6 protein-coding genes and 2 riboswitches are annotated in these 7357 nt (G+C 39.1%); of the genes, 3 read left to right on the top strand and 3 right to left on the bottom strand.

Features of this window, described 5'->3' with window-relative positions; all coding sequences use genetic code 11:
• Nucleotides 1-207 precede the first annotated feature (207 nt).
• A riboswitch (Fluoride riboswitch) is annotated at nucleotides 208-273 on the top strand.
• A 43-nt stretch (nucleotides 274-316) separates the two neighbouring features.
• The 3 genes from QME45_14230 to QME45_14220 all read left to right on the top strand — a co-directional run bounded on the left by QME45_14230 (nucleotide 317) and on the right by QME45_14220 (nucleotide 3788).
• On the top strand, nucleotides 317-1501 hold the full coding sequence (locus tag QME45_14230) for an MFS transporter (protein MDI6619788.1): 1185 nt from the start codon (nucleotides 317-319) through the stop codon (nucleotides 1499-1501).
• Between the two features lie 155 nt (nucleotides 1502-1656).
• On the top strand, nucleotides 1657-2943 hold the full coding sequence (eno, locus tag QME45_14225; protein ID MDI6619787.1) for a phosphopyruvate hydratase: 1287 nt from the start codon (nucleotides 1657-1659) through the stop codon (nucleotides 2941-2943).
• 20 nt (nucleotides 2944-2963) lie between these two features.
• Nucleotides 2964-3027, top strand: a riboswitch (Fluoride riboswitch).
• Between the two features lie 284 nt (nucleotides 3028-3311).
• A complete protein-coding gene (locus QME45_14220) occupies nucleotides 3312-3788 on the top strand; it encodes a hypothetical protein (protein ID MDI6619786.1) in 477 nt (158 codons plus the stop codon).
• Between the two features lie 329 nt (nucleotides 3789-4117).
• Here QME45_14220 and QME45_14215 read toward each other — a convergent pair whose 3' ends face one another.
• From QME45_14215 to QME45_14205, 3 genes are read right to left on the bottom strand one after another with little or no spacing between them, the layout of a single operon-like run.
• The gene (locus QME45_14215) at nucleotides 4118-5620 is read right to left on the bottom strand and encodes a DNA mismatch repair protein MutS (protein ID MDI6619785.1); all 1503 of its coding nucleotides are present in this window, start codon (nucleotides 5618-5620) and stop codon (nucleotides 4118-4120) included.
• A complete protein-coding gene (locus QME45_14210) occupies nucleotides 5617-6720 on the bottom strand; it encodes a DNA mismatch repair protein MutS (protein MDI6619784.1) in 1104 nt (367 codons plus the stop codon). Before QME45_14210 ends, QME45_14215 begins: the two co-directional genes overlap by 4 nt.
• Nucleotides 6714-7148: a hypothetical protein gene (locus tag QME45_14205; protein ID MDI6619783.1), complete on the bottom strand. Its 435-nt coding sequence runs from the start codon at nucleotides 7146-7148 to the stop codon at nucleotides 6714-6716. The genes QME45_14210 and QME45_14205 overlap by 7 nt, the downstream gene beginning before the upstream one ends.
• Between the last annotated feature and the right edge of the window lie 209 nt (nucleotides 7149-7357).

Raw genomic sequence — 7357 nt, 5'->3', positions numbered from 1 at the left:
CAGGTGCATAGATGTTGCTATCATTCGTGGAATACTGCTTTGTACACTAAAATCAATTCTACTTGTACTGCAAAAATTCCTGCTTGTTGCAGAAAAAAATATTTAATCTATTAGACGGCAAACACACATACCATAAATTTGAGATAGAACTTAAGATATCAATTGATAAATTTCCTGATGTATATTATAATATATACAGTTAAAGTAAATACTAATGGCGATGGAACTCGTCAGAAATGCTTGAATTAAGAAGCTAATAGTTCCTACCTCGATGGTGGAATTATTAGCTTTTTATTTTTATGAAAGGGATGTAATTATGGATAATAAGAGTAAACCGAACAAAGAGAGGAATAATGTCCGTACGCTGGGCTGGGTGGCCTTTTTTGGTGGTTTCGGCCAGGATATGATTCAGCCAATACTTCCGATCTTTTATTCCTCTGTGTTGGGACTAAACAAAGAGACAATAGGTCTTATAGAGGGTAGCGTGACGACAATTGTAAGTGTCTTTAGAATACTCTCCGGTATTATTTCTGACAGGTTAGGTAAACGAAAAAGTATCGTTTTTATCGGCTATTTACTTTCTGCAATAAGCCGTTTCCTATTTGGAACTGTGTTTTTTGCATGGCAAGCTTTTACTTTGCGTTTAATTGACGGTATAGGAAAAGGTGCAAAAGACGCTCCCAGGGATGCATTAGTGGCTCAATCAGCAAAGGAAGACCGGATGGGATTTTCTTTCGGGTATCAACGTATGCTTGACACGTTCGGTTCTGTTATCGGTCCCCTTGCGACAACCGGGATACTTTATCTTTTAGTAAGCGGAAATATGCGTTACAGAATAATCTTCTATATCGCAGGACTAATTTCCGCCGTAACAATACTTTTAATCGGTCTTTTTGTAAGTGAAAAAGCCACACCTGTTTCCAAGGAACAGACAAAATTTGATTTTAGCATATTAAAAGGTAAATTCCTCTTCTTCCTTATAATCATGCTTGTTTTTACATTGGGTAATTCAAGCGACTCATTTTTAATTCTGCGTGCTCAAAACGTGGGTATAAGTCCCGAAACAATTCCGATAGTTTATGCAGTATTCAACCTTTTTTATGCTCTTTTATCTGTTCCTGCCGGCAGTCTTTCGGACAGGATAGGCAGGGTCAAAGTAATGCAAATCGGATGGCTTGTTTATGCCCTATCATATATAGGCTTTGCCCTCGCTAACCATCCATGGCATATATGGTTAATATACATATTCTACGGTCTTTATTATGCAACCACTGAAGGAATAGCGAAGTCATTAGTCGCCAATATAGTACCCGATAACAAGCGCGGCACAGCCTACGGTTTATTCAATGCTTCTCTGGGCGTTATGACCTTGCCGGCAAATATTATTGCAGGATATCTATGGGATAAAGTTTCCCCTTCAGCAACATTTTATTTTGGGGCTGCATGCGCATTTACTGCGTTTTTGATAATAAGCTTTTCAAAAATAGAAAAAACTGCCTAGAAATGAAGGTAATAATATGGAGTAAGTGGATAATTATATTACCACAATAGATATTTGCATTGACGGGTATTCGGCTGATGACTTCTATCATTTCGGCAATTGGATAAATCAGCCTTTAACATACCAAATATTTTTAAATAAAGGAGATGGAAAATATGCCAAGCATCAATTCCGTAAAAGCAAGAGAAATTTTGGATTCCAGGGGGAATCCAACAGTTGAGGTTGACGTTATATTGGATAATGGAGTTGTAGGAAGGGCAGCTGTCCCTTCAGGAGCTTCTACAGGTACAAGGGAAGCAGTAGAGCTTCGGGACAATGATAAGAAAAGATTCCATGGCAAAGGTGTTAGAACAGTTGTGGATAATGTAAATAAGATCATTGCTCCAGAAATATCAGGTATTGATGTGCTTGAACAAAGAAAAATTGACCATGTATTGATCTCATTGGATGGTACAAAAAACAAGTCAAAACTTGGAGCAAACGCAATTTTAGGTGTATCACTGGCGGCAGCAAAAGCAGCTTCCAACTATTTAAAAATTCCGCTTTTTAAGTACATAGGCGGTGCCAACTCATATGAGCTTCCAGTCCCTATGATGAACATATTAAATGGTGGAAAACACGCCGATAATACCGTAGACATACAGGAATTCATGATCATGCCTATCGGCGCAGATAGTTTTTCAACTGCTTTAAGAATGTGTGCCGAAGTATACCAGACTCTAAAGAAGGTTATAAAAGATAGGGGCATGAATACGGCAGTAGGCGACGAAGGCGGTTTTGCCCCTGATCTTACTGCTAATGAAGATGCACTCAAATTGATTGTCGAAGCAATCGAAAAGACAGGCTACAGACCGGGCGAAGACATATCTATTGCTTTAGACCCTGCTGCTTCCGAATTCTATATAGATGGAAAATATGTCTTTAAAGGAGAAAAAGTGAGCCGCACCTCCGATGAAATGATAACACTCTATTCTGAATGGATTAATAAATACCCGATTATATCCATTGAGGATGGACTTGCAGAAAACGATTGGGATGGATGGGCTTCCTTAACAGCAAAGCTTGGCGGAAAAATCCAGTTGGTAGGTGATGACATTTTCGTAACAAACCCCGAAATACTAATGGAAGGCATAAATAAGAATATCGCAAATTCCATTTTGATTAAGCTGAATCAAATCGGCTCACTGTCCGAAACGCTTGATACAATACAAATGGCTCACAAAGCCAATTACACTACCATTATTTCCCACCGCTCTGGCGAAACGGAAGATACTACAATGGCAGATGTCGCTGTAGCTGTCAACGCTGGGCAAATAAAAAGCGGCGCTCCGTGCAGGACGGAAAGGATTGCAAAATACAACCAGCTTCTGAGAATTGAAGAACTGCTTGGAGACAGTGCAATATTTAAAGGTAAAAATATATTCTATAACGTAAAAAAGTAATATAATAAATATAGAATTAATAATTGTCTGGTGATGAAACTCACCTTAAATGCTTGATAAATAGCTGATGGCTTCTACAGATTTAAACCGAATGTAGAAATCATCAGCTCATTTTATGTAAAAAATCAAAATGAATTGGAGGGGCTAAAATGAGTGAATTAAGAAGATGAATCGTAATATAAAAAATTCTTGATTTATTTAAAAAGCATAATGTCAGATATTTCATCTATAATGGCGGCAATGATTCGATGGACACCTGCAAAGCCCTCTCATTACAATAATTTTTGTTCTCTACGTCGGCCTTCCAATAAGCGAAGCTGAAAAAGGAATTCCTGTTAAAGATTACAAAAAATTTGGGAAAGATGTTTTTGCTTAATAAAATCGATTATATTAAGGAAAACCAGCTGAGTGATATCATCACATTTACAAAGACAGTAGTAAAGGATATTACAAAAAAGGAGGACATCCACATGCATCCCGTATCTGCAAGGCTTGCGCGGGAAGACAGAATATCTAATAACGATAAATTGATTGATATGAGCGGCATCTCCGCCCCAGTATCAGCTATCGGTGAATTCCTGATGAAAGAAAAGGGCGCTATCCTTATAAACGGTTTTATGAAAGAGATCAAACAAATACTTGACATGTTTGAAACATACTTCAAAAGCAGTATTGAACTTCGGCAGATCTCTTTAGAGGATATCCGCAAAAAAGTAAATATGTTCAGAGATTTCATGAGAAACATCGATACGAGTAAAAAAGAAGTCACGTTACTATTAAATGGTGAGCTTAAGCTATTGTTTGAAAGCCTGGATGAAGACATGATGGCGGAAATAAGGAGGTAGCACGCCGGTGGGCAAGAGTTCATACCCGATAATCGCATTCATGTGCGAACTCTTGCCGCACTTGAACTGACCGAGTACCGCCAAGGTGAAGCGGTCTTCAGCCAACTTCGCCACCAGGTCCCCGCACTGTCGTTCCCCGTTTTCCCGACCCAGCACCGACAGCGCTTCGCATACAATGCGCAACTGGTCTGCGTGTATGCGTGCAGCTTCTCCAAATCCGGTTTGATCTCAACCGCAGATTCTATACCGTCCGCAATCCCAGCATGTGCTTTAGACGAGGGACGGTCTTTATTCCTTGTGTCCATGCTTCATCTTCCTCTCCCAAACTATCAGGTATTGCCGCAGAATATCCTGTTATACAAATCCTCGCCATAGCTGGTTTGCAATGGCTCGCCTGGGATTAATTTAAAAGTCCGTCCTCCGTCGGTTTGCCTATCAGCCCGCAGGAAAATGGCGTTTTCCATTTTTTTGTCATAAAAACCATGTGCAAATTCATATAAATGCGTAACAAAGAAAACCTTGATGCGGTTTTCCAATAATGCGCAAGTTATCTGCCTTGCAATTTCCGAGCCTTCTCTTTCGTTTGTCGCGGCAAATGATTCATTAAACAGCAACATGGAATTTGAAGTTATATTGTCTACGATGTCACTCATTCTGCTGAGTTCTTCATCAAGCTTACCGCTTTCCATGGTAACGTCTTCTTCCCTTTTGAAGTGCGTAAAAAGGCCATCGCAGATATTAGCACAGAAAGCTTCGGCCGGTACAAACATGCCGCACTGCATCATCAATTGGGCCAAACCTATGCTTCGCAAAAAGGTCGATTTGCCGCCCTGATTGGCACCTGTGATTATCACAAGGTCTTTTTCGTCGGCATTCAAATCGTTGCCTACAATTTTTTGTTTCATTGTTAAAGCCAAACACACATCATATAATCCTTTGGAAGAATGTCTGCGTTCATTGGGAGCCACGGGCAGGGGAAAAGATACAGGTTCCCCGATTTGGGAAAGTTGTTCGTATAGATTCAAACAACCGATATAAAAGGCCAACTCTGTCCGCAATATGTTAAAAAAACTGAGAATATGATCATTGGATTGGGCAAGCGCATTTGCAGCAAGATTTAAACCCCTGTTGTTTAATTCAGACAGGGCCCTGGCGCCGCTTTCATCGCGATCAGCGATAGTAAAAGTGTAAACGAGGGGTTTTTTGGCAAAGATCCGGTTTATCCAACTCTGTTTTTTGTCTTGTGGTTTACGAAGTATATAATTGATACCTTTATTGCCTTTTCCCAATTCAGCGCTGATCAAAACTCCGCTTTTGAATTTCAGTTCCCTCAGATGATTTTGGACACTTTCAAAATATTCATCACCAAGTTCTTTTTTGAGCATCGCGAAAAACGCTGTAAAGCCCTCAGACTCAAATTTATCGGCATGTTCATCGGCAATAGTTCTTAGTTTTTTGAGCATGTCCATAAACATCTGCAACACTTCTATCGATCTATGCAGTATCGAGCTGGGATAATTGCTGAAAAGGCCCCAGTAATTCTTTTTCTCGCTTTCAATTGATTCTACCGCAATATCGTATATATCCCTGACAATGGAAGAATTTTTCAGGCAATCTTTAAGAATGTTTTGGCGATATAGTATTGTGTCCAGATCATTATTTAAACCGGACAAAACAGCTTTGTTTGCCACTTCAAATAAAAATTTGTCACCGGATGCCATAGCATCAAACAGCGTGTCTAATTCCAGGTCTTGTGTCAGTATTTGTTCATTCCACGGTAATTTCCGCTGCAGGTCAAAGTCATGATCTTTATACATGAGAAAAACATTCATGTTCTTATGCGCTCCTTTAAATAATCGTAAGTAAGCCGGTACTTTTCGGCAATTGATATGGCATATGAAAGTCCGTCAGCAGGCTTTCTTACAATTTTATACGTCCGTAATGCCGGATTTTCAGGAACTATTGTACTGACCATGCTTACGACTTTCTCGCTCAAAAAAGCCAATTCATCAATAAATGTTACGCAGACGCACAGCAAATCCAATTGTATTATTTTTTCCATTATTTTTTTGCTCAGGAAAATAGCGTCTTTTAATGTGGTGGAAGTAAAAATTTCGTTCATTATGATAATGCTGTTTGATGTGGCCTGGTTTAGAATATGGTAAATTCTGATCAGTTCATCCTCCAGTTTGCCCCGGAGATCTTTTATGTTTTCTCCCCTTTCAAAATGCGTAAAAAGCCTGTCGAACAGAAAAAGCTTCGCTTTTTGGCCCGGGACGAGACAGCCTAAGCTGGCAAGATAATGCAATTGACCGAAGGTACGGGCGAAGGTCGTTTTACCGCCCTGGTTCGGACCGGTTACAACAAATATGCGCTCCTTGCCTTTCAGGCAAAAATCGTTGCAGACAACGGGCGAATTTTCGTTAATGAGTTTATAAGCCAGGGCCAGATCAAATCCTTCATAATCATAAACTTCCTTGCATTTATCGGAAATTTGCGGATAACAAAATTTAAGCCCTGCTCGTTTAAATTCAGCAATATATTCCAGATAGGCTATATAAAATTGTATTTCTCTATCAAATACGGCTATTGTTTCATCCAGATAATTGCTGTTTTTTGCACAGTAATTGTCAAGATTTAAAAAAATATCGGGATACAATTTAGCTACCAAATCCAATACTCCCGCCTCAACATGATTCATGTCCGGATAGTCATAAAATTTAATCCTGTAATCTTTTACCGCTCCCTGCTTGAATTTCTCAAATGTTTTCTCCACTTCCACGCTGTAGTCAATTTCGGATTCATATTTGCTAACATTGATACTGTTACCTTTGATGAGCAGGCAATATTTTACCGTAGATAAATCCGCTTTTAGCTTTTTCGTTTCCACCAGAAGCGACGTAAAATGCTCGGAGTTAACATAGCTTACCAAATATTCGCGGAAGGCCAAAAACCGCGTGATTTTAAATCTTCAAGGTTTAAATCATCCAGCAGGTAATTGACGGTGTCGCAATAAATTTCCACCGCATCCAAAAACCAGCTTTCCTTCTGGTATTTGTAGTAAAGCTTGTCTTTCTGGGCAAGATGTTCTCGCATTGCGCGCATTTTTTGCGTAAATGATTTAATTTTCTCAAACAGAATTTTATTTTCAAGATCCCGCATTATTTCATGACGATATTTGATTGAGTCGATATCGTTCAAGGGAGTATAAAAGAAAGGTTTTAAATTATATTCCTCCCTGCCGGCCGTGATTACGTCTATAATCTGGTCAAGATTTAAATCTATAAAAAAGTCGGGCGCTTCAAGGATCTCTTCTTTTCTGTCTTCAGCTTTTTCAAATAATATGCTTTGGAAAGTCATTGGACAAACACCTCCTTATACTGTAGAAAATCATGCAAAAACACCTCACTTTCAAAATATCTCATACTGCTGATAAAGGAATTCCCACTTTAAAACCAAAACAAATGATATGGACACATTACTCAATCTTAAACGCTGATATTAAAATAATTAATAAAATTGCACACAAAGCCCAAAATAGAAAGATGCAGCAGACAATACTTTATCCC

This window comes from Clostridiales bacterium, from assembly GCA_030016385.1.
Classification (GTDB): domain Bacteria; phylum Bacillota; class Clostridia; order Clostridiales; family Oxobacteraceae; genus JASEJN01.
This window is presented reverse-complemented; position numbering and strand designations above follow the sequence as displayed.